The organism is Arthrobacter subterraneus, assembly GCF_900099735.1.
GTDB lineage: Bacteria > Actinomycetota > Actinomycetes > Actinomycetales > Micrococcaceae > Arthrobacter_D > Arthrobacter_D subterraneus.
Genome location: NZ_FNDT01000009.1, coordinates 119,283 through 140,666, shown reverse-complemented (window position 1 = coordinate 140,666; position 21,384 = coordinate 119,283). Strand labels below are relative to the sequence as shown.

22 protein-coding genes, 1 tRNA gene and 2 pseudogenes are annotated in these 21,384 nt (G+C 67.8%); 16 read left to right on the top strand and 9 right to left on the bottom strand.

All coding sequences use genetic code 11. The features are described 5' to 3' along the window. The 16 genes and pseudogenes from BLS52_RS11400 to BLS52_RS19135 form a co-directional block, all read left to right on the top strand. Positions 1-205, top strand: a pseudogene (locus BLS52_RS11400) (hypothetical protein); the annotation flags it as partial. Continuing rightward, positions 202-1,212 (top strand): ParB N-terminal domain-containing protein, encoded by a 1,011-nt coding sequence (locus BLS52_RS11395; protein WP_090586829.1) that lies wholly within the window; start codon positions 202-204, stop codon positions 1,210-1,212. The pseudogene BLS52_RS11400 and the gene BLS52_RS11395, both read left to right, overlap by 4 nt. 43 nt (positions 1,213-1,255) lie before the next feature. Continuing rightward, positions 1,256-1,945 (top strand): hypothetical protein, encoded by a 690-nt coding sequence (locus BLS52_RS11390; protein WP_090586827.1) that lies wholly within the window; start codon positions 1,256-1,258, stop codon positions 1,943-1,945. 16 nt (positions 1,946-1,961) lie between these two features. Further along, a complete protein-coding gene (locus BLS52_RS11385) occupies positions 1,962-3,605 on the top strand; it encodes a M23 family metallopeptidase (RefSeq protein WP_245702824.1) in 1,644 nt (547 codons plus the stop codon). Between the two features lie 5 nt (positions 3,606-3,610). After that, positions 3,611-3,877, top strand: a complete 267-nt coding sequence (locus BLS52_RS11380; protein WP_090586824.1) for a DUF6112 family protein — start codon at positions 3,611-3,613, stop codon at positions 3,875-3,877. Positions 3,878-4,036: 159 nt separating this feature from the next. Further along, a complete protein-coding gene (locus tag BLS52_RS11375) occupies positions 4,037-4,315 on the top strand; it encodes a DUF6112 family protein (RefSeq protein WP_425425039.1) in 279 nt (92 codons plus the stop codon). Positions 4,316-4,352: 37 nt separating this feature from the next. Beyond that, positions 4,353-5,735 carry a conjugal transfer protein TrbL gene (locus tag BLS52_RS11370; protein ID WP_090586822.1) on the top strand — a complete coding sequence of 461 codons (1,383 nt, stop codon included), beginning with the start codon at positions 4,353-4,355 and terminating at the stop codon, positions 5,733-5,735. A gap of 6 nt (positions 5,736-5,741) precedes the next feature. After that, positions 5,742-7,208, top strand: coding sequence for an SCO6880 family protein (locus BLS52_RS11365; protein ID WP_090586820.1), 1,467 nt, complete (start codon positions 5,742-5,744; stop codon positions 7,206-7,208). 90 nt (positions 7,209-7,298) lie between these two features. Beyond that, positions 7,299-8,138 (top strand): hypothetical protein, encoded by an 840-nt coding sequence (locus BLS52_RS11360; protein WP_090586818.1) that lies wholly within the window; start codon positions 7,299-7,301, stop codon positions 8,136-8,138. Further along, positions 8,135-9,616 (top strand): ATP-binding protein, encoded by a 1,482-nt coding sequence (locus tag BLS52_RS11355; protein ID WP_090586817.1) that lies wholly within the window; start codon positions 8,135-8,137, stop codon positions 9,614-9,616. Before BLS52_RS11360 ends, BLS52_RS11355 begins: the two co-directional genes overlap by 4 nt. Beyond that, entirely contained in the window at positions 9,616-10,176 is a 561-nt protein-coding gene (locus tag BLS52_RS11350; protein WP_090586845.1) for a hypothetical protein, read from the top strand. Before BLS52_RS11355 ends, BLS52_RS11350 begins: the two co-directional genes overlap by 1 nt. Beyond that, a complete protein-coding gene (locus tag BLS52_RS11345; protein WP_090586843.1) occupies positions 10,173-11,960 on the top strand; it encodes a type IV secretory system conjugative DNA transfer family protein in 1,788 nt (595 codons plus the stop codon). The genes BLS52_RS11350 and BLS52_RS11345 overlap by 4 nt, the downstream gene beginning before the upstream one ends. An 86-nt stretch (positions 11,961-12,046) precedes the next feature. After that, positions 12,047-12,514 (top strand): single-stranded DNA-binding protein, encoded by a 468-nt coding sequence (locus BLS52_RS11340; protein WP_090586815.1) that lies wholly within the window; start codon positions 12,047-12,049, stop codon positions 12,512-12,514. An 18-nt stretch (positions 12,515-12,532) separates the two neighbouring features. Further along, entirely contained in the window at positions 12,533-13,159 is a 627-nt protein-coding gene (locus BLS52_RS11335) for a hypothetical protein (RefSeq protein WP_090586813.1), read from the top strand. Next, positions 13,159-13,353 (top strand): hypothetical protein, encoded by a 195-nt coding sequence (locus BLS52_RS11330; protein WP_090586812.1) that lies wholly within the window; start codon positions 13,159-13,161, stop codon positions 13,351-13,353. Before BLS52_RS11335 ends, BLS52_RS11330 begins: the two co-directional genes overlap by 1 nt. Positions 13,354-13,498: 145 nt before the next feature. Then, a pseudogene (locus BLS52_RS19135) lies at positions 13,499-14,635 on the top strand (recombinase family protein); the annotation flags it as partial. Between the two features lie 63 nt (positions 14,636-14,698). Here BLS52_RS19135 and BLS52_RS11320 read toward each other — a convergent pair. The 9 genes from BLS52_RS11320 to proB form a co-directional block, all read right to left on the bottom strand. Beyond that, positions 14,699-15,055, bottom strand: a complete 357-nt coding sequence (locus BLS52_RS11320; RefSeq protein WP_090586810.1) for a hypothetical protein — start codon at positions 15,053-15,055, stop codon at positions 14,699-14,701. 133 nt (positions 15,056-15,188) lie between these two features. Next, positions 15,189-15,261, bottom strand: a tRNA-Ala gene (locus tag BLS52_RS11315). Positions 15,262-15,352: 91 nt separating this feature from the next. After that, positions 15,353-16,054 (bottom strand): histidine phosphatase family protein, encoded by a 702-nt coding sequence (locus BLS52_RS11310; protein ID WP_090586808.1) that lies wholly within the window; start codon positions 16,052-16,054, stop codon positions 15,353-15,355. After that, positions 16,051-16,461: a ribosome silencing factor gene (rsfS, locus tag BLS52_RS11305; protein WP_026543743.1), complete on the bottom strand. Its 411-nt coding sequence runs from the start codon at positions 16,459-16,461 to the stop codon at positions 16,051-16,053. Before rsfS ends, BLS52_RS11310 begins: the two co-directional genes overlap by 4 nt. A gap of 25 nt (positions 16,462-16,486) precedes the next feature. Continuing rightward, positions 16,487-17,563: a hypothetical protein gene (locus BLS52_RS11300; protein WP_090586807.1), complete on the bottom strand. Its 1,077-nt coding sequence runs from the start codon at positions 17,561-17,563 to the stop codon at positions 16,487-16,489. Positions 17,564-17,746: 183 nt separating this feature from the next. Beyond that, on the bottom strand, positions 17,747-18,361 hold the full coding sequence (nadD, locus tag BLS52_RS11295) for a nicotinate-nucleotide adenylyltransferase (RefSeq protein WP_400583490.1): 615 nt from the start codon (positions 18,359-18,361) through the stop codon (positions 17,747-17,749). Between the two features lie 86 nt (positions 18,362-18,447). Continuing rightward, positions 18,448-18,687: a hypothetical protein gene (locus BLS52_RS11290; RefSeq protein WP_026543745.1), complete on the bottom strand. Its 240-nt coding sequence runs from the start codon at positions 18,685-18,687 to the stop codon at positions 18,448-18,450. A gap of 145 nt (positions 18,688-18,832) precedes the next feature. Continuing rightward, on the bottom strand, positions 18,833-20,170 hold the full coding sequence (locus BLS52_RS11285) for a glutamate-5-semialdehyde dehydrogenase (protein ID WP_090586803.1): 1,338 nt from the start codon (positions 20,168-20,170) through the stop codon (positions 18,833-18,835). Positions 20,171-20,211: 41 nt separating this feature from the next. After that, a complete protein-coding gene (proB, locus tag BLS52_RS11280; protein WP_026543747.1) occupies positions 20,212-21,360 on the bottom strand; it encodes a glutamate 5-kinase in 1,149 nt (382 codons plus the stop codon). Positions 21,361-21,384: the final 24 nt, after the last annotated feature.

The following is a 21,384-nucleotide window of genomic DNA, read 5'->3' as shown; positions in this document are numbered from 1 at the left end:
CATCCCCCGCGCCTCCTGGACTGCCCTGCTGAAGGCGTTGCTGGGCAATCCCCACCCCGCCTACGCCGCCACCACAGCCGGGCGGGGTGTGCTGTTGCGGCTGCTGGTCGGAGAAAATCTGTCTGTGCTGCTGCGCGACGATGAGCTTATCCTCTCCGTCTGCCTCGCAGCACCGCGCGAACATGGCGGGGGTGGGTCTCGGTGAGCGCGCCAGCGGGGTTCATCGAGCTGGAGCGCACGGTCGCCTCGATCCGTGTCGGACGCCGGCACCGCACCGATCTGGGCGACATCGAACAGCTCGCCGCCTCCATCGACCGCGACGGGCTCCTGCAACCCATCACCATCACCCCCGACGGCGTACTCGTCTGCGGTGCACGCCGGCTGGCGGCCATCACACGGCTCGGCTGGAAGAAGGTCAACGTGTGGGTCCGCTCCGGGATCTCCGACCGACTCGGACACCTCCTCGCCGAACAAGACGACAACGTGCTCCACAAGCCGCTGACCCAGACCGAGGCCGCCGTTCTCTACCGGGAGCTGAAGGCGCTGATGGCCGAGGACGCCGCCCGCCGGGAGGTCGCGACCCGGTTCAGCAGCGACTACCAGCCCGGAGGTGACGGGGGTGGAAAATTTCCACCCCCGTCACCCGGGCTGCGCGGCAAGACCCGCGAGCAGGCAGCGGCGATGATCCCCGGCGGGGCCTCCCACAAAACCCTCGACAAGATCAGCTACCTGGAGCAGATCGCCGACGACCCCGCCCAACCAACCGAACTCCGCGCACATGTAACCGCCGAGTTGGCACGTATAGACGCCGGCGCCCCGGTGCACCCGATCTACGAAGCGGTCCGTACCGCCGTCGCCACCGCTCAGGGACAGCGCGAGGCGGACCTGCACCAGCTCGCCGCCGACGCGCTCGCCCGCGCCAAGAACACCCAGAGGAAGAAGCGCGCGCCCCGGCCAGTCCCGTCCCCGGATGACGCTGGCGAGCCGGTGCGGTATCCGGTGCGGGCGTTCGTGCTCACCTGGGGCGAGCTGGTCGACTGGTGGACCCACTACGACGCCGGCCAGCTCGCGGCCGAACTCAGCGACGAACAGATCGAATCCTTCCTGACCACTGCCGCAGGGACGGACCGGTTCGCGGAGGAGCTGCGTGCCGCCCGCGACCGACAGACCGGCGATCCCGGGCCTGTCCGGGGTCGCCTGCGCGCCCTCTGATCTCTGCGCGGTGAGGACTGGGTACGGTGGTGCACCTAGGGGCATGAAGACACCCGACCTCGCTGACCCTCGTATCCGTCGCCGGCGGATCGCCGTGCTCGCCGCCGTCGTGGCGGTCCTCGTCCTGGCCGGAGTCGGCGGCTACGGCTTCCTCACCGGACCACCCACCAGCACCGACACCGAAAGTGGTGTCGGGTCTGGGCCAGTGGTCACGACACCCGCCGTCCCAGTCCCGACCGTGACGCCGCGTCTGCCGGTTGTCGCCGGGTCGGATGATCCGGAGACCTTCGCCCGCAACGTCGCGACCGCCCTGTTCGGGTGGGACACCGCATCCGGGTTCATACCCCTGGACTACACGTCGGTTCTCCTCGCCGTCGGCGACCCCACCGGTGCCGAGCAGGCTGGGCTCGCCTCCGACATCACCACCTACCTGCCCACCCGGCAGGCATGGGTCGAGCTGCGCCAGTACGCCACGACCCAGCACCTCACCATCGACACCCTGTTCGTCCCCGACGCATGGGACACTGCCGTCGCGCAGGCGCAACCGGGGCAGCTCGCCGAGGGCACGACCGCCTACACGATCGAAGGCACCCGCCACCGCACAGGCCTCTGGAACGACGAACCAGTCGCCTCCGAACATGCGGTGGCGTTCACGGTATTCATCATCTGCGGCCCGGCCTATGACACCTGTCATCTGTTGCGACTGTCCCAACTCGATAACCCCTTGCGATAAGGCCGGGGGATCGCTCGTGAAGACGCTCGCCACTGCCGCCATCACCCTGATCCTGCTCGGCCCGTCGTTCGCGCTGATCGGAATCGGGGTGCTGATGAATCCCGCCTCCACCGCCGCGTGCACCGTCGCCGGGAACGGCATCACGATCGGCGACGTCCCCGAGTCGTTGGCCGTGACCACCGCGAACGGCGAGACCTTCACCCTCAACAACCGGCAGCTCACCCACGCGGCGACGATCATCGAGACCGGCACGGGCATCGACGGGGTCACCCGGGACGGACTCCAGATCGCGCTGATGGCAGCCCTCACAGAATCCACCCTCCGCATGCTGTCCAACACGAGCACCTACCCCGAATCCGCTGACTACCCCAACGACGGCGACAGCTCCGATCACGACAGCCTGGGCCTGTTCCAGATGCGGCCGCAGTCCGGGTGGGGCACGGTCACCGACCTCATGGACCCGACCTACCAGGCGCGGGCGTTCTTCGGCGGACCAGAAGCCCCCAACTACCCCAGCCCCAGAGGACTACTGGATATCCCCGGCTGGAAGTCCATGGACAAGGGCGAAGCGGCCCAGGCCGTCGAGGTGTCCGCCTATCCCGACCGGTATCGCAACCACGAGCCCGTGGCCGAGACCATCCTGACCACCCTCACCACCACCGGCGCCACCGGCGCTACGGGCACAACCACGCTCGACGGCATTGTGGTGCCGGTCGTGCGGACGGTCCCGGCGGAGTCGTCGCGGGTGGTGTTCCCGCTGTCGGAGGGCACCTGGGTGTCCTCCTCGGACTACGGACCCCGGGCCCACCCGATCACCGGGGAGAACTCGTTCCACACCGGCACCGACTTCGCCGCCCCGGACGCCACTCCCATCCTCGCCGCAGCAGACGGGACCGTGACCGTCGCGGAGTTCTCCGGCAGTGACGGCGGGCTCATCGTCATCGAACACCACATCGACGGAGCGGTCGTGGCGACGGCGTATGCGCACATGTGGGAGACCGGCATCCACGTCACCGCCGGCGACACCGTGACCGCCGGACAGCACATCGGCGATGTCGGCTCCTCCGGCAACTCCACCGGCCCGCACCTGCACTTCGAGGTCCGCAACGGGGGCACCAACGGCGAGTACACCGACCCGGCCGCCTGGCTCAACGCCCACGAGGCCGCCGATCTGCCAGAGCCCGCCACTGGCGCCCCCACCGGCTGCGATGCCGACACCGGAGCACCCGGCGACGAGCCGGACCCGCTCGACGGCGGCCCGGACCGGATGGTCGACGACCCCACGAGTGACGGGCAGATCACCGCCCGTCTCCTGCACCTCCACACCCAAGCCACCGCAGCGTTCCCCGAGACCTCGTGGGCCTGCTACTCACCGCGGCCCGGCACCGTCTCAGAACACCCCCTGGGCCGGGCGTGCGATCTCACGTTCGGCAACTCCATCGGCCCCCACGCCACCCCGTCGCAACTCGAGGCCGGATGGCAGGTCACCAACTGGATGAAGGACCACGCCGAGACCCTCGGCGTCGAGTACCTGATCTGGCAGGACAAGATCTGGTCCCTGGCCCGCGACGCCGAAGGATGGCGCGACTACACCTACGGCATCGATATCACCACCAGGCACATCGACCACCTCCACGTCACCGTCCGGGCCGGGAGCTGAAGACCATGGACGTGTTCCCCGACTTTGAGGGCCTGAGCGGCATCGGCGACCTGCGCGAAGTAGTCGGTGCGCTGCTGACCTTCGTGCTCATCACCGCCGTGCTCATGCTGATCGTCTGCGCCATCACCTGGGCAATCGCCACCGCCAACGGCAACCATGCCGCCGCGACCAAGGCACGCATCGGCGCCTGGACCGCCCTCGGGGCCACGGTCCTGGCCGGCGGCGGGGTCGCGTGGATGAACTGGCTCATCGACCTCGGCCAGCAACTCTGACGCCACGCCGCCCGCGTCACGGAACTGTCGCGTTCGCGGCACCGCGGGTCGGTCCGTGCACCTGACCGACGAACCCATCCATGTTCTCCGCCTCAAGGGCGGAGTACGTTCGTCAGGAGACCCACCGTGTTCGATCTCATCATCGCTCTGCCCGCGCTCATGCCGATGAACATCACCATCGACCCCAACAGCGACGGCCTGCCCGGTATCGCCCAGCTGCGCACCATCGTCGGCGCCGTCATGACCGTCGGCCTCATCCTGTCCGTTCTGGCGCTGATCATCTCGGCGATCGTGTGGGGCTTCGGCGCCAACTCCTCCAACCCCCACCTCGCCGGCCGGGGCAAGGTCGGCGTCCTCGTGTCCTGCGGTGCCGCGGTAATCTGCGGAGCGTCGGTGACGCTCATCAACTTCTTCTGGAACGTCGGCCAGCAGGTCTGACCCCACCCACCAACTCTAGGTGTGAGGAGTGATTGCGGTGGGTGTGTGCGATGTCCCCATCATCTCGTCCGTGTGCGACACCGCCGGCGAAGCCGCCGCCACCCTGGTCTCGGCACCGTTCGACTGGCTTGACTCCGCGATGGGCGCCGCCGCGGGCTGGCTGTTCGAGGCCGTCTGGACCGTGTTCGACACCACCACCCTCGTGGACGTCACCAGGCCGGAGTACGTGGCCGTCTACAACATCTTGTTCGGCATCGCCGTGTTCGTGATGCTGATCTTCTTCTGCCTCCAACTCATCACCGGCCTCATCCGCCGCGACCCCACCGCCCTCTCCCGCGCCGCCCTCGGACTCGCGAAATCCGTCCTCGGATCATTCGTAGTCATCACCCTGACCGCGTTGCTGTTGGAGATCGTCGATCAGCTCTGCATCGGGATCATCCAAGCCGCCGGCGAAACCACCGAGTCGATGGGCGACAAGATCACCCTGCTCGCCGCGGGCCTGGTCGGGATCAACATCGCCGCCCCCGGTGTCGGGGCGATCATCACCATCTTCCTCGCCGGCCTCGCCATCGCCGCCGCCGCGATCGTCTGGCTCTCCCTCCTCGTCCGCAAAACCCTCCTCCTGGTCGCGATCGTCCTCGCCCCGCTGGCGTTCTCCGGTGCGTCATGGGATGCCACAAAAGGATGGATCAGCAAGTGGGCGATGTTCGTCATCGCCCTGATCGTCTCCAAACTCGTCCTGGTCGTCATGTTCCTCGTCGCCATCACCCAAGTCAGCGCGCCGATCGACCGCGACCTGTCCTCGGTCGCTGATCCGATCGCCGGGATCGTGCTGATGGCGATGGCCGCCTTCGCTCCCTACCTGACCTACAAGTTCCTGTCGTTTGTGGGCTTCGACATGTATCACGCGATCGGATCCGAGCAGGACGCGAAGAACGCCCTCAACCGGCCCATCCCCACACCATCCAAGCCGCAGGGCGGCGAGCCGAAGAAGGTCCTCGACGGCGACAACAACGGCGGAGGGGATGGGAGTGGAAAAAACCCGCCCCCACCGAAAAGCCCGGCACCCCAGGGACCTGGTGGTGCTGCCGAAGCGCGCGGAGGAAAGGCCGCCGCAGGCAACAGCTCCGCCGGAGCCGGCGCAGGAACCGGAGCGAGTGCGGGTGCGGGTGCTGCGGCGGCAGGTCCGGCCGCAGCGGCAGTGATCGGCGCAAAGGTCGCCAAGGACGCCACCTCCGCCGGACCCAAAACCGCTACCGCCCTCGGCGGCCAATGCGAGACCGCCGCAGACTCCGCCTCCCAGACCGGAAGCACACCCCCACCAGCGCAGGTGGCCCCGCCGTCCACACCGGAACCCAGGATGCCGTCCGCGTCGAAGCAGACCCCACCACCGGCGCCGCAACCGACCGGGAGGCAGTGAGAGCCCATGACGACGAAGAACGAGCGCACGGTGTCCTCAGAGCTGACGCCGGTGAAGTTCTCCCGCCTCACCCGCCGAGGAGTGCTCCTGGGCCTGTCACTGTCCCAGCTCATCACCCTGGCGACCGGTGTCCTCTCGATCGTCGGCGCCCTCTACGCCGGCGGCGGCATCCTGCTCGCCTACACCGCACCCGTCTGGGTGCTCGCCGCCGCCCTGACCTGGACACCCATCGCCGAACGCCCCGCCATCGAATGGTTACCCGTCGCATTCTGGTGGCTCTGGCGTTCCACCGGCGGGCAGCTCTTGTACCGGCGGCGCGTGGTGACACCACGGCCTGTCGGGACCCTCGCCCTGCCCGGTGACACAGCCCGGCTGCGCGAATACACCGACCCGGAAACCGGCGCCGGGATGATCCACGACCCCCACCAGCGGACCTTGACCGTGGTGTGCGAGGTCTCCCACCCCGCGTTCGTGCTGTTGGACCCGGGCGAGCAGGAACGCCGCGTCACCTCCTGGGGTCGCGTCCTGGCCACCGTGTGCCGCTCCGGCCGGATCGCGACCCTCCAGGTGCTGGAGCGCACGCTGCCGGACTCGGGCACCGGGCTCGCCGAATGGTGGGCCTCCCACGGGATCTCCGATGACTCCTGGGCCGCGACCACCTACGCGGAACTCATCGACCGTGCCGGCCCCGCCGGAGAACGGCACGCCTCCACCCTGTCACTGTCACTGGACATGAAGAACGCCGCCCGGCAGATCAGAACCGCCGGCGGCGGCATCCGCGGCACCGCCGCCGTCCTGCGCCAAGAGATGTCTACCCTCACCTCAGCCCTCCGCTCCGCCGACCTCACCCCCTCCGGCTGGCTCACCCCCGGACAGATCGCCGTCATCCTCCGCAGCGCGTACGACCCAGCGATCGCAGCAACCTTGGAACGCCACGGTGAGCTGGGGCAGAACCTCGCAACCGCAGGCCCCGTCGCAGTCAACGAGTCCTGGACAAGGCTGCGCACCGACTCCGCCCACCACGCCGTGTTATGGATCAGCGAGTGGCCGCGATCAATGGTCTACCCCGGCTTCTTGTCCCCTGTCCTGCTGTCAACCGGCGTCCAACGCGCTTTCACGCTCCTGTGCACCCCGATGCGCTCCGACCAGGCCGCACGCGACATCAGGAAGAAGAAGGTCGAGCACATCTCCGATCAGGCCCAGCGGGCGAAGATCGGGCAGATCGAAGACGCCGCTCTCACCGCCGAATACCACGACGTCCTCCAGCAGGAAGCCGACCTGACCGCCGGCCACGGCGTGCTGCGCTACACCGGCCTCATCAGCGTCACCGCCCCCACCATCGACGAGCTGGAAGCCGCCGTCGCCGCCATCGAACAAGCAGCAATCCAAGCCTCCTGCGAGACCAGGCTGCTCGTCGGTCAACAGGCCGCCGCATTCACTGCTGCTGCGCTCCCGCTCTGCCGCCGCATCTAACAAGCCCGCTGGGCCAGTTGCATCGTTGCGCGCACCTGACCTGCGACCCCGAATCCGGGGACTCATTCGCGTTCCACGGGAGGCCCGATCATGCCCACGTTCCACGATCCACTCGCCGATGCCGCCGAGGCGTCAGAAGCGCTGCGCGGCCTGGCGCGCGCAAGCCGGACCTTCGACAACCCCGCCGACACGTACGCCGTGTTCGGTGACATGACCGCCGTGGTGCGGTCGCTTCGGCAGGTGCTCGACCAGCTCGCGAACGCACATCTGACCCACCGTGACCGGGCCCACGACGATCACGGCGGCCACGCCGCCGGGGCGGACAGTGCCCTGGCCGCAGCGGACGAGTTGCACCAGGCCGGCACCCTGCTGGATCAGGTGCATGACCGGCTCGATGCGGCGTTCGGTCATTCGGGGAGGATCGCCTGGCACCCGGGACCCGACCTTACAGAAGAGCCACTGAGTGAGACTGCCGCGCGGCGATGGGTCTCTGTGGTGTTCCTCCAAGGCGAGGATGCCGACGAGGTACTCGATCTGATCGACCGCGAGGGCACGGGCGCGGCGATCGAGCATTTGAAGGGTTTCGACTACGGGGACGAGACCACCGCCGCCGCGTTGGAGAACGGGTACGTATACGACGAGCCCCCGGCGGGACCCCTCGACCACGTGGTGGCCGATGGCGACTACACCCTCACGTGGAACGCGGGGATGGGGCACGTGAGCCTGCTGCGCGTCCACCTGGTCCCGCCCGACCCGTCTCTGGCCGACGCGACCGCGGCGCGCAGCCGCGAGGCCACCAACCCCCTCCCCGCCGCGGATCGAAGGCCACCCCTGCCGCAGTCGGTGCGGACATCGCCGGGGGCGGAGAAGGACTGGTTCGCCGGTCCTGCCCGCGCGACCACATCTGTTAGGCGGGGGCTGTCGCTGTGACCGAGCGCGAGCGGCTGCACACCTCCGTGCTGGTCACGCCGGCCTCCGAGCGCCGCCGGCTCCGCAAGCAGCGCCTCCAGGCCGCCTCCCGCCTCCAAGCCGAACAACGGCGCACCGAGAACACCGAAACGCGGGCAAAGGCTGATGCCGAGCGCGCCGAACGACGCGCCACCACCTACCTGCCAGCCGCGGGTGAACCCGGACCGGCAGCGCTGCGCACCCCCGGCAGATTCCGGCTACCTCGGCATCAGGACACCTCTGCCACGTTAGCGGGGGCGTATCCGTTCGTCGCCGAAGGAGGACTCGGCGCCGACGGGGTATTCGTCGGCCAAGACCTCTACTCCGGCGGCTCCTTCGTGTACGACCCCTGGGTGCTCTACGCCCGCGGGATCATCACCGCACCGAACGTCGTCCTGGCCGGGATCGTCGGCTCCGGCAAGTCGTCCCTGGCGAAGTCGCTCTACACACGCAGTCTTCCGTTCGGGCGGCGTGTCTACGTCCCGGGAGATCCGAAGGGTGAGCACACGGCGGTCGCGAAGGCGGTCGGTGGGAGGGCGATCGTCCTCGGCCACGGACTCAACACACGTCTTAACCCGCTTGACGAGGGCCACCGGCCCTCCGGTCTGTCGAATGAGCAGTGGGCGATCACGGTCGCGTCCCGCCGCCGTGACCTCATCGGGTCACTGGCTGAGACGGTCCTGACTCGGGGATTGACGCCATTGGAGCACACCGCGATCGACCTTGCCCTGACCGAGACGGTGCGGGAGAACACCGTGCCGATCCTGCCGATGGTCGTTGACCGCATCCTCAACCCGAACGCGGGCGCCGACGACCGGTTGGCCGAAGACGGACGGCTCGTCGGCCATGCCCTGCGCCGCCTAGTCGCCGGCGACCTCGCCGGACTGTTCGATGGCCCGTCCACGGTGACGTTCGACCCGTCCCTGCCGATGATCAGCCTGGACCTGTCCCGCGTCACCGAGAACAGCACCCTGATCTCGGTGCTGATGACGTGCTCCAGCGCATGGATGGAATCCGCGTTGTTGGACCCCAACGGTGGGCAACGGTGGGTGATCTATGACGAGGCGTGGCGGCTCATGTCCCACCCGGCACTGCTGCGACGGATGGACGCTCACTGGCGGCTGGCGCGGCATTACGGGATCGCGAACATGCTGATCTTCCACAAGCTCTCCGACCTCGACAACGTTGGCGACGCCGGTTCCGCCATGAGATCCCTGGCGAACTCGCTACTGGCGAATGCCGAGACCAGGATCGTGTACCGACAGGAATCCGATCAGCTCGGCCCCACCGCCCAGGCCCTCGGGCTCACCGGCACCGAACAAAAACTTCTCCCCTCGCTCGGTGTCGGGCAAGGACTATGGCGGATCAAGGACAGGGCCTTCGTGACCCAACACCAACTGCATCCCGCTGAACTGGACCTGTTCGACACCAGCTCCAGGCTCATTCAGGGGGTGAAGTGATAAACCGCAAACCCCCACGCCGCTCGACCTGGCGGGAACCCGTACAGACCCCGATCATCCTGCCGCGCGCGGTCATCACCGTCACCGACACCGGCGTCCTGAACGTCAATATCGACGGGACCCCCTACCCGCCTCCAGCCGGCGGGCCAGCGTGGACCCGAAGGGCCTTCGGAGTCCTGCTGGATGCCATCACCGAGGACCGGACAACCGCGGTGCGCATCGAAATCCGTGAGACCGACGGGAGCGTGTTCACCGACATCATCCGCACCGGCCGACGCACCACGCCCAAGCCGCCCGAGGCCGACCCGGAGAAGCAACGCGGCAAGCACGCGACGAAGACGCGCACGCCGGAACTGGTCGAGGTGACCGGGGACGGGTTCCTGCCCAGTGAGGACGTCGCCGTCGCGGTCATCGTCTCCCACACCGATGCCACCGGCACCGGCCATGCCCGCGCTCTCCTCGACAAGACCAAAATCTCCTCCCTGCTGCGCGACGGCACCGGCGAGGTGGTGCTGCTGGGGCGCATCTCCGGCGCCGTCCATGTTTGGCGGCTGCCGTGAACGCGCCCCAGCAGCGCCAGGCGGGTTCCTTCGGCGACGAGCTGACCAACGCCGCCCTCATCGGACTGGTAGGGGTTTTCGGCGTCGCGCTCATCCTCCGCGCCGCAGGAAGCGTGGCTGCGTTCCTCACCGGCACACCCCACCCCTCCGCCGGCCCCGCCTCCGGACTCGCAGTCCTGTTCAACCCGGACGACCCCGCCACAGCGCTCGACGCGCACGGCCTCAACCCGGTCGCGTACTGGATCATCACCGCGATCCTGCTCGCCGGCCTCACCGCCGCAGGGGCCTGGGTGTGGGTCGGGCTGTGCCGCTACTCCCGCAAGGTCGACACGGATCCGCGACGCCTGGCCGGCACCGCCACCGCCCACGAGGTAAACCAGAGCGCCTCAGCCAAAGCGCTGCTGCGCCGGGCCGCGACTCTCCGTCCATCCCTCGACTGCCCGGCCCCTGGTGATGTGGGCTACCGGATCGGCACCTCCAAGGGCCAGGACGTGTGGGCGAGTGTGGAGGATTCGATTCTGCTCATCGGACCCCCGCGGTCCGGCAAAGGCCTCCACGTGGTCATCAACGCCATCCTCGATGCGCCCGGCGCCGTCGTCACCACCAGCACCCGCCCCGACAACCTCACCGCGACCCTCCGCGCCCGGGAGCGTGACGGACGCCCGGTGGCCCTGTTCGACCCCCAGCACCTCACCGACGGCATCCCCGCAGGCATGCGCTGGTCACCGATCCGCGGCTGTGAGGACCCGCTGACCGCGATGATCCGCGCCACCGGGCTCGCAGCCGGCACCGGGCTCTCGGCCGGCGGAGTGGAATCCGGCGGATTCTGGGAAGGCAAAACCCGCACCGCCCTCCAAGCACTCCTGCATGCCGCCGCCCTCGACCACCGGCCACCGTCCGAGCTATTCCGCTGGACCCTCGACCCCACCGCTGCCGCCGAGGCCGCCGCGATCCTCACCAACAGCGCGCAGGCGGCGACCGGGTGGGCGGACTCACTCGGCGCGATGATCGACTCCGACCCCAAGACCCGCGACAGCATCTGGCAGGGCGTCGCCCTCGCCCTCGGAGCCCTCGCCGACCCCCGCGTCCTCGACGCCGTCTCACCCGGACCCGGCGAAGGCTTCGACCCCGAAACCTTCATCCGAGAACGCGGCACCCTCTACCTCCTCGCCACCGGCGCCGGAGCCGGCGCATCCGCCGCACTGGTGGCCGCGTTCGTCGAAGACCTCATCGAGACCGCCCGGCGTCTGGCCGCCCGCTCGCCCGGTGCCCGGCTCGACCCGCCCCTGCTGCTCGCACTGGATGAGATCGGAAACCTCGCCCCCCTCCCCTCCCTGCCCACGCTGATGGCTGAGGGCGGCGGCACCGGCATCACCACCCTGCCCGTACTCCAGTCACTGGCCCAAGCACGGGACAAGTGGTCAGACAACGCCGCCGGCGCGATCTGGGACGCCAGCATCGTCAAGATCATCCTCGGCGGCGCCTCCAACTCCCGCGACCTCCAAGACCTCTCCACGCTCATCGGCGAACGCGACGAGTACACCGACAGCGTGACCCTCGGCGACCACGGCACCCGCTCCAACCAACGCTCCATCCGCCGCGTCCCAATCCTCCCACCCGACCGGATCAGGACACTGCCGTTCGGCACCGGCGTCACCCTGCTGCGCTCCGCGCCACCGATCATCACCGACCTGCGCGCCTGGCCCTCGCGCCCTGACGGCACGCAGCTCAAAGAAGACCGCGCCGAGATCGAAGCGCGGCTGCAACGCCCAGTCGATTCCTGACCAAAGGCCGCGGGCTTCGCTGTGCACCTATCTCATACGAGCGACCCCGCACGGGCGGTCGCCACGAACGTCAGGAGGAGAGCCCGATGGCTATCCACACTCAGCAGTCCATCTCGGGTTTCATCGCCACCGATCCGCAGCTCACCACCACGGAGAACGGTGACGCACGGTTCTATGCCCGGTTCGGGCAGGAGAACTACCGCAAGGACCCGGACGGGTCCTTCTCGAAGCGAGAGCCGAGCTTCGGCAACCTCGTGCTGTACCGGGCCACCGCCGAACGTGCCTACGAGCGGTTCGCCAAGGGCGACAACTTCGTCGCCGAAGGCTACGCGCACGAGTACTCCTACACCCGCGACGCGCAACAGATCGAGGGCGAGGAGTTCGTCGGGAAGAAGATCGGTCACGACACCGCCCGGACCCGCTACGACGTGGACCGCACACCCCACCGGACCGGTGTTGCCGCAGAGCGCGAGAGCGCGACCCGCGAGCACAACCGAGCGTTCGACCCGTCTCAAACCCGGCCGCCTGCCGATGCTCCGGTGCTGGGCCGCTGAACCGGGAGGAGCAGCATCATGAGCGACCACATGCCGCCCCCGGAGCCCGATGAGAGCGACCTCGACGACGACCTGGACGACAACTTGGGCGATGAGATGGCCGATGAGTCGGTGGGCGGACCGCCGCACCCGGTGAACTGGAACATGCTCTCAGCCCACGACCTGGAGCAAGAATGGCTGGAGCTGAACCGGTGGATCGACTGGCTCCGCCACACTTACGGGCTCCCCGCCGCCGTGATCCCGCCGTTCTGGCACCACCACCCCGAACTGGTCTGGGAGCTATCTGCCCTGCACCTGCACTGGCTGTGCGCCTACGACGCTGAACAGAACGGCTCCGCACCCATCGGCTGGCACCGCGACTTCGCCGACGTCAGGGTGCGACTGCGCGATTGGATCGCTGCTTCCGGCACACGCCTCGACCGGGACCGCCCCACCCGGCAGACCACCTGGCCCGGCGAAATGCCCGCACCACCGGTAGAGGACATCGTGATCGCTGACCGCGACGATGAGTTCGTCGACTTCGTCCGCGAGCAGGTCAGGCAGCGGCAAGCCGCTGAGGACGTGTTCTTCGCTACCATTGACGAAGCCACCGGTGAACCCTTCGACCATCGCCCCGGTGACCAACGTGCGCAAGGCAAGCGCTGATGGTTCGCTCTTATTCGCACAGGACCGACCGGGCCGGCGCCGACCGGCCGGTCCGGGTCCGATTCGACAAGCGTGACGACGTCGACACCGAGAAGGTCGCCGAAGTCCTCATCCGCCTCGCCCTGCGAGCATCCGACGATGCCACAGCCCAAGCAGGCAAACACCTCCGACAACTGCTCACTCCCGGACGGTAGAATCAGAGGCCAACACGACAATCACGGCGTCGCTGGCACCGACCCTAAACCCGCCCCGGGGTGTTCTTTTCGAATCCTGACGTGACCGCCATCCGGTGCCCCGGATACCCAACCCACCGTTGGGCACCTGAAAGGCGGTCACCCGATGACGTTCCTCGACCTTCCCTCCGGCCTCGACCTCGCAGCACTCCGCGCCCTGGCAACTGACAAACGACGCCAGATAGCCGTGACCGGTGAGGAAAAACCTGACGGCCTGGTACCGGCGATCACCTACCTGCGGGTCTCCACCAAGGACCAGGCCACCCGCAACGGCCTCGAAGAAGGTCTGTCCATCCCCGCCCAGCGAGAAGCCGCCCAGCGCAAGGCCGAACAGCTCGGCGCGGTCATCGTTAAGGAGTTCATCGAGCCCGGCGAGTCCGCCAAGACCGCCCGCCGCCGCGCGTTGCAGGAGATGCTCGACTACATCGCAGTCAACCAGGTGCGGTACTGCATCATCAACAAGGTCGACCGACTCGCTCGCAACCGGCTCGATGACGCGATCATCCACTCCACCCTGCGCGGATCCAACATCACCCTGGTCTCGGTCACGGAGAACATCGACGAGTCCCCCTCCGGCATGCTCATGCACGGCATCCTCGCGTCGATGGCCGAGTTCTACTCCCTCAACCTCGCCCAGGAAGTCCTCAAAGGGATGACGCAGAAAGCCTCAATCGGCGGCACCCCGACCAAAGCACCGTTGGGCTACCTGAACGTGCGCACCACCGACACCAAGGGCCGAGAGGCCCGCGACATCGAACTAGACCCCGACCGCGCCGACCTGATCCGGTTCGCGTTCACCGCCTACGCCACCGGCGACTGGTCCCTGTCCTCCCTCGCTCGCGAGTTGAAGACCCGTGGCCTGACAACTCGCCCCACACCGTCCCAGCCGGCAAAACCGGTCATCACCACGGGGCTGCACAAGATCCTGACCAACCCCTACTACCAGGGCACCGTCACCTTCCGCGGCGTCACCTACGACGGCGCCCACAGCCCGCTGGTCGACCCGAACACCTGGCTGCGCGTCCAGACGCAGCTCGATGCGAAGAACGCCGTCGGTGAGCGGCCCCAGAAGTACGACCACTACCTCAAGGGGAGCTTGCGTTGCTCGTGCGGCGCCAAGCTCATGATCGAACGGCCCCGTGACAAGCAAGGAGATCGCTACGAGTACTTCACATGCTCAGGGCGACGCAAGAAGAACGGCTGCACCCGTTCGGCGATCCTCGCCGAACGGATCGAGGACCACATCGAACGCGACTACGGCACGAACGGCCTGACCGCCGAGGAAGCACAGCGCGTCAACCAGGTCCTACATCAGGTGTTCGCCCAGCTCGAAGCCTCCAGCGGCGATGAACGCGCCGTGCTGACCGCACAGCGCGACAAGCTCGAAGCCGAACGCCTCAAGCTCGTCCAAGCCCACTACGCCGACGCCATTCCACTCGACCTGCTCAGGACCGAACAGGACCGCATCCGCACCAGCCTGGACGCGATCATCAACCGACTCGACAGCATCGCAACCACCTACCACAGCGCTCACGAGGGGCTCGATCAGATCCTCGGTGTCCTCACCGACCTCGGGGACCTTTACAGCAAGTGCGAACCTGCTGAACGCCGAATCCTCAACCGAGCACTGTTCAAGGGGATAGTCATCGACGAGGACGAACACGTCACGTTCCTACCAGCCGAGCCAGCTGCGGCCGTCTTCGCCCAGGCGCGCGGCGGCGAGACGACCCAACCGGAGCCGGACACGAACCTGCCCCGCCATCAGACGGGGCAGGTTTCGAACTTCTCAACTTACGTGGAGCTGAGGGGACTCGAACCCCTGACCCCCTGCATGCCATGCAGGTGCGCTACCAGCTGCGCCACAGCCCCAAACTCGCTGCCCCCTACCCGACCGGCCGGAGCAACTTGTCCAGTTTAGACAATTTTCCGGTCCCCGCAAAATCGGTGCGGCGGCGCGGTTTCAGCCTTCCAGCGGGGTTGACGGCATGGACGCCAGACCGACGTTGTGCTCGGTCAGCTGCCACCGCGGTACAACCGTGCTGAGAGACGGATTAAGCTCCTCCAGCACGGACCAGTGGCAGTTCGCCACGCCGGCCAGGGATCCCCACAGCTCCGGCGGAATGCCCATCAACGCGGCAACGCCGGCACGGATTGCACCGCCGTGGCTGACCACGACGACGGTCTGGCCCGGCTCGATTGCCGCAACGGCCTCCAGAGCACCCGCCTTCATGCGCTCCCCCACGTCGAGCCGGCTCTCTCCCCCACCTGCAGCCACCCGTGGATCGCCCGCGTGCCAGGCCTGCTGGTCCTGCGGGAACCGGCGGCCGATCTCGGCGAACGCCAGACCCTGCCACCGGCCCGCATAGGTCTCCCGGAAACGCACGTCGGTGGAGACGGGCATTCCGGTAGCGACGCACAGCGCAGCAGCGGTATCACGCGCGCGCTCCAGGTCGGAAGACACGATCAGCGACGGCGACAGATGCTTCAGTTCATAGGCGGCCTGCGCGGCCTGCTGCCTTCCGAGGTCATCAAGGGCGATGTCTTCCTGCCCTTGGAACAGGCCGCGGGCATTCCATTCCGTCCGCCCGTGGCGCCAGAAGACAATCCTCCGGCCCTCCGGCGCGGAATCACCCGCGGCGCTGTCTACAGCGCGGGGACTCACTCGGCGTCGGCGGCTGCAGCGTCAGCGGACCCGGCGTTCACAGCGGCGTCGTCAAGCTGCAGGTCCACCTTGGGGCAGTCGCCCCACAGCCGTTCGAGCGCGTAGAAGACGCGGTCTTCCTGGTGCTGGACGTGGATGACCACCTCCGCATAGTCGAGCAGCACCCAGCGGCCTTCGCTGCGGCCCTCACGCCGCACGGGCTTCAGATCCTGCTTGGCAAGTTCTTCCTCGATGCCGTCGACGATCGCGTTGACCTGCCGCTCGCTGGGGGCCGAGGCCACAAGAAAGACGTCAGTGATCGCGAGGCGTTCACTGACATCCATGGCCACGATGTCCTGTGCAATCTTGTCCGTCGCCGCACGTGCTGCGGTGCGGGCAATCGCAATGGACGATTCCGATGCGCTCACTAATCTCCTAGGGTGTGGTCAACGGCTAGAGGCCGCTGACAATCATCATGATTCCGGTGATGAGCGCCAGTGCGCCCAAGCCAACTACCGAATACTGCACGATCCGCATGCGCTGGACACGTGCCAGCCCTGCGGTCATCGCGTCAAGGGGTTCCAGTCCGTACGCGCTGCGCGCGCGGATGGGAGTGGCGCCGTCGGACCCGGGACGCCTCTGCTCGCGCACCATCGCTTCCGCCTGTGCCAGTACCCGTGAGCGCCCGGCAGAGTCCGGGGACAGGGCCGACGACGGCGGCATGCTGGGAACGGCGGGGGCGGTCACGACCGGCTGTGCCGGCTTGTCCGCCCGAGGCCGCGGTGGAGCCGCAGCAGGCGGCAGCGTGCCCGGGGCGCCCCGCCGGGAGCCGGACGGCGCGGGCGCAACAACCGGAATGTGGGAGGTCGACGGCGCCGGAACGTCCGGGCTCTCGGTCGGCACCCGAACGAACTCCACGGGCGAGACGATGGAAAGGTTGTGGGCAGTCGTGGGGTCGTTGAGCAGCGGCTTCCGCTGCCGGTTTTCCTGCGTGAGCTGCTGGATTTTCTGCGCACGCGTGTTCAACACGGCAGCCCGTTCGGCCAGCGCCTTCTGCTGCGCCAGGATCTCGAGGTCAACCGAGAACGGGTCATCCTTGGCGGCGGCTTCCATCACCGCAACCTGGTTCCGGGCCTGGTTGATGATCGCCTCGCGGGCGGCAAGCGCCTGCTCTACTGTCAGCTCACCGCGCCCGGCAGTCGGGGGCTGCTCCGGCTCCTCCGGCGTCCGCGACGCAGCGGTTGTGCCCTGCGCTGAGCCCTCTGCCTGCAGCGCCTTCTCGCGGGCAGCCTGCTGCTGGAGGCGGAGCTGCCGGCGGGTGGGAATGCCTGCGGGCTGTTCTGCCTGCTGTTCGGCCAGCGCCCGGTAATTGCGCCGCATCTCCCGGTCCCGCGCGCGCGCCTGGGACACCCGTTCGGTGGTGGGCACCGACGACGGCGCGTCCACCGGCACATCCGCTGCCCGCCTGCTGCGCCGCTGCGCGGCGGGAGCAGGTTCGATACTGACTGCGGACGGCTTTCCGGGTTGCACGCCTGAACGATTCCCCGACGGACGGTGCTCGGCTGGAGGATGCTCTGACGGTTGCACTGCCCCGGAATCCTCCTGGGACGACGGCGCCTGGTCCCCGGCAGAAGCCGCGCGCGCCTGCCGGAGAGACCTCCGGCTTTGTGCGGACTCGTGACCGTTACTCATTGCTTCTTCACCCAGTGATAGTCATGTTGTTGTGGACACTTCAGGTTCAACCTGTGAGTCTTTCGCCGGCCCGTTCTTCAGGTACAGCCCGTGCTTCGCGATGTACTGCACCACGCCGTCCGGAACCAGATACCAGACCGGCTCCCCGTCGGAGACCCGCCGGCGGCAGTCCGTCGAGGAGATCGCCATGGCCGGAACCTCCATCAGGCTGACATCCGTGCGCTGCGTGCTCAGCACATGACCTGGTCTCGTGACGCCGACAAAGTGCGCCAACGACCAGAGCTCGTCGACGTTCTTCCAGGACAGGATCTGCGCCATGGCGTCCGCTCCGGTGATGAAGAACAGCTCAGCTTCCGGACGTGTTGCGTGCAGGTCCCGGAGGGTGTCGATCGTGTACGTCGGGCCGGGCCGGTCGATGTCCACCCTGCTGACGGTGAAGCGCGGGTTGGATGCCGTCGCCACAACCGTCATGAGGTAGCGGTGCTCGGCCGGGCTGACCTCCTTGGCGTTCTTCTGCCAGGGCTGGCCGGTGGGGACAAACACCACTTCATCCAGGTCGAACGCCGCCGCCACTTCACTGGCTGCGACAAGGTGGCCGTGGTGGATCGGGTCAAAGGTGCCACCCATGACGCCCAGCCGCCAACGGGATGAGCCGTCGGAGGTGAGAGCGCCCGGGTGGATCCCCTGCTCGGTTGGAGGTGCGGGAGGAACGGCCAAGGAGATCAGTGCTGGGAGGTCTCGCCGTGATCGTGCTTGTTGGGGTGCTGGCGATGCGGGTCAGCGTGCTCCTGGACCGCCTCGTGGCGGTGCCCGAGGCTGGTGAACGCAATGGTCACGAACATCAGCAGCAGCAGCGCTCCCATGATAAGGCCGCCGTACGCAATGGCGGGCATCGGCAGTTCGGCGTGGTGCTCTGCGGTCTCGCCTGCAACCACCGCGAAGTTGAGGATCTGGGTCAGCATTCTTCTCCCCTTGGGAATGACGCGCCCACCCCGCCGGCCGGGCGTGGGTCAGCGCGTGCTTTCAGTACTGTTTCGCTACTATCCTACGCGCTAACCCCGGGCGCCCCGAACTGCGGAACTACGGCCGCCGGGGCCGCAGCGGCCGCTACCGGCGGATCTGACCGTCGCCCTGGATGATCCACTTGGTGGTTGTCAGCTCGCGCAGGCCCATGGGGCCGCGTGCGTGCATCTTCTGCGTGGAGATGCCCACCTCTGCGCCCAGGCCCAGTTCGCCGCCGTCGGTGAAGCGCGTGGACGCGTTGACGATGACCGCCGCCGAATCAACGCCGGCGATGAACTGTTCGGACCGTGCCAGGTTGTTGGTGATGATGGCTTCCGTGTGACCGGTGCTCCAGGTGCGGATGTGCTCGAGCGCTTCGTCGACCGAATCCACCATCGCAACCGCAATGTCCAGGTCCATGTACTCGCGTGCCCAGTCGCCGTCGTCCGCGGTGTCCGCTGACACGCCGTCCGGGAGGATCGCCTGAATCCGGCTGTCTGCGTGGATGCGGACGCCCGCGCCGGCCAACGCTTCCAGGACAGCCGGTGCCGCCTTCGCGTCCCGGTGGACCAGGAGGGTCTCCACCGTGTTGCAGACGCTGGGACGCTGGGTCTTGGCATTGAGCAGGATGTCCACCGCCATGTCCTCGTCGGCGCTCTCGTCAAGGTAGATGTGGACATTTCCCTCGCCGGTCTCGATAACCGGTACGGCCGCATTGGTCACCACCGTCTGAATGAGGTCGTGGCCTCCGCGCGGAATCAGGACGTCGACGCGGCCGCGTGCCTTCATCAGGATGTTGGCTCCCTCACGGCCGAACTCATCGACGGTCTGGACGGCGTCTGCCGGAAGGCCCGTGCGGTCGAGTGCGTCGCGGATGATGCCAAGGAGGGCCGCGTTGGTCCTGGCAGCAGCGCTTCCACCCCGGAGGATCACGGCATTGCCGCTCTTCAGCGCGAGGCCTGCGATGTCCACCGTCACGTTGGGGCGGGCCTCGTAGATGGCCGCAACCACGCCGAGCGGAACATGCACCTGGCGGAGCCGGACGCCGTTCGGGAGAGTCTGTCCGCGTTCGATGGTTCCAACCGGATCGGGCAGGCCGGCGAGATTCTCGAGCGCTGCGGCAAGGCCGGCGATACGGTCCTCGCTGAGGCTGAGGCGGTCCAGCAGCGCGGAGGAGGTGCCGTTCGTGCGGCCGGTCTCAAGGTCCTCGCGGTTGGCCCGCAGGATGGTCTCCTGGTTGGCGACGAGCGCCTCGCCGATCGCCTCCAGCGCCTTGTCCTTGTGTGCACGGTTGGCGCGCGCAATGACCCGTGAAGCGGTTCTGGCACGGTCTGCGATAGCGTGCACAGCCTGCTCGACGTTCACCGGTGTGGCCGGCTGTTCGCCGTGTGCGGGATCGGTGGTGGTCTGATGGGCAGTCTGCTGTGTAGTCACGTCAGTCATTCCCCCAGTCTAACGAGGACACCGGTGCAACCCCAGCCGGTTCAGGAAGCGGCAGGGGCGTTCAGTACCACGAGGTCGTTGACGTGGACCACCGAGCGCTCGTATTCCCGGCCCAGTTCCCGCGACAGCTCGCGCGTGGACCGCCCCAGCATCCGGGGCAGTTCAAAGGAGCTGTAGTTCACGAGTCCCCGCGCAATCACGGTGCCGGCGCGGTCCACCATCTCGACCGGATCGCCCGCCTCGAATTCTCCGCCCACTGACACGATGCCGGCGGGCAGCAGTGACCGGCGACGCTCCCCCACAGCCCTCGCGGCGCCGTCGTCCAGTGTCAGGGTGCCCTGGATCCGGGCAAGGTGGGCAAGCCAGAGCAGCCTGATCGGCTGGCGGCGGCCATTGGTGCTGAACCAGGTGCCGACGTCCTCACCCGCGAGGGCTGGGCCGGCGTTGTCGGCGGAGGTGACCAGCGCCGGGATACCCGAGGAGGCAGCTATGGTGGCGGCCTCGACTTTCGTCACCATGCCCCCGGTGCCCACGCCTGCCTTGCCGGTCCGTCCGATGCTCACACCCTCGAGGTCTTCAGGGCCGCGGACTTCGGGGATGCGCTTCGCGCCCGCCTTGGGAGGACCGTCATAGAGGGAATCGACGTCGGAGAGCAGGATCAGGGCGTCAGCCTTGACCAGGTGCGCCACCAGGGCAGCCAGGCGGTCATTGTCGCCGAAGCGGATCTCGGAGCTGGCCACCGTGTCGTTCTCGTTGACGATCGGCACGACGCCGAAATTCAGGAGGCGCTCCATTGCCCGGTGCGCATTGGCGTAGTGGCTGCGCCGCATGAGGTCGTCCAGGGTCAGCAGCACCTGGCTGACGGTCACACCGTGGGCGCCGAAAGCATGGGTGTAGCGCGCCATCAGCAGGCCCTGCCCTACGCTGGCGGCCGCCTGCTGGGAAGAGAGCTGGTTGGGGCGCCGGGCCAGTCCCAGCGGGGCCAGGCCGGCTGCGATCGCACCGGAGGACACGAGGATCACTTCGGTTCCCTCGTTGCGGCGGGCAGCGAGCACGTCCGAGAGTGCGAACAGCGCTTCGTCGGAGAGTCCTCCGGAAAGCGAGGTCAGGGAGGAGGAACCTACCTTGACGACTATTCGCTTGGCTTTCGCCAGTCCGGAACGGGTCTTGAGCGGGCGCTTTACGGTCATCTATTCCTTCGGTCGGTTACTGGG

Bases quoted from the DNA above. Each gene is read 5' to 3' on its own strand.
- BLS52_RS11365 (WP_090586820.1), top strand. From the start codon at position 5,742: ATGACGACGAAGAACGAGCGCACGGTGTCCTCAGAGCTGACGCCGGTG.
- BLS52_RS11335 (WP_090586813.1), top strand. From the start codon at position 12,533: ATGAGCGACCACATGCCGCCCCCGGAGCCCGATGAGAGCGACCTCGAC.
- BLS52_RS11340 (WP_090586815.1), top strand. From the start codon at position 12,047: ATGGCTATCCACACTCAGCAGTCCATCTCGGGTTTCATCGCCACCGAT.
- BLS52_RS11290 (WP_026543745.1), bottom strand. From the start codon at position 18,687: ATGCTGACCCAGATCCTCAACTTCGCGGTGGTTGCAGGCGAGACCGCA.
- BLS52_RS11330 (WP_090586812.1), top strand. From the start codon at position 13,159: ATGGTTCGCTCTTATTCGCACAGGACCGACCGGGCCGGCGCCGACCGG.
- BLS52_RS11380 (WP_090586824.1), top strand. From the start codon at position 3,611: ATGGACGTGTTCCCCGACTTTGAGGGCCTGAGCGGCATCGGCGACCTG.
- BLS52_RS11375 (WP_425425039.1), top strand. From the start codon at position 4,037: ATGCCGATGAACATCACCATCGACCCCAACAGCGACGGCCTGCCCGGT.
- BLS52_RS11360 (WP_090586818.1), top strand. From the start codon at position 7,299: ATGCCCACGTTCCACGATCCACTCGCCGATGCCGCCGAGGCGTCAGAA.
- proB (WP_026543747.1), bottom strand. From the start codon at position 21,360: ATGACCGTAAAGCGCCCGCTCAAGACCCGTTCCGGACTGGCGAAAGCC.
- BLS52_RS11285 (WP_090586803.1), bottom strand. From the start codon at position 20,170: ATGACTGACGTGACTACACAGCAGACTGCCCATCAGACCACCACCGAT.
- BLS52_RS11390 (WP_090586827.1), top strand. From the start codon at position 1,256: ATGAAGACACCCGACCTCGCTGACCCTCGTATCCGTCGCCGGCGGATC.